The following is a 228-nucleotide window of genomic DNA, read 5'->3' as shown; positions in this document are numbered from 1 at the left end:
GCCAGATACCCATTCGGTCACGGGATGCTCAACCTGCAAGCGGGTGTTCATTTCCATGAAGTAAATGGTGTCGGCGTCGAGGTCGAAAATAAATTCAACCGTACCGGCACCGACATAATCGACAGCATCGGCCAGCTTGGCAGCAAAGTCGTAAGCAGCTTGTTCCAGTTCGCGCGGTAACATGGTGGAGCCAGATTCTTCAAAAATCTTCTGGTTGTTCCGTTGTAC

1 protein-coding gene is annotated in these 228 nt (G+C 50.9%); it reads right to left on the bottom strand.

Annotation, left to right across the window (positions count from 1 at the left end; translation table 11 throughout):
• Window positions 1-228: ATP-binding protein (locus Q4563_RS23500; RefSeq protein ID WP_442903886.1), on the bottom strand; the 228-nt coding region annotated here is incomplete at both ends.

The sequence above is a fragment of the Gilvimarinus sp. 1_MG-2023 genome, assembly GCF_030548285.1.
Note: the sequence above shows the minus strand (reverse complement) of the source record. Positions and strands in the feature narration are given on the sequence as shown.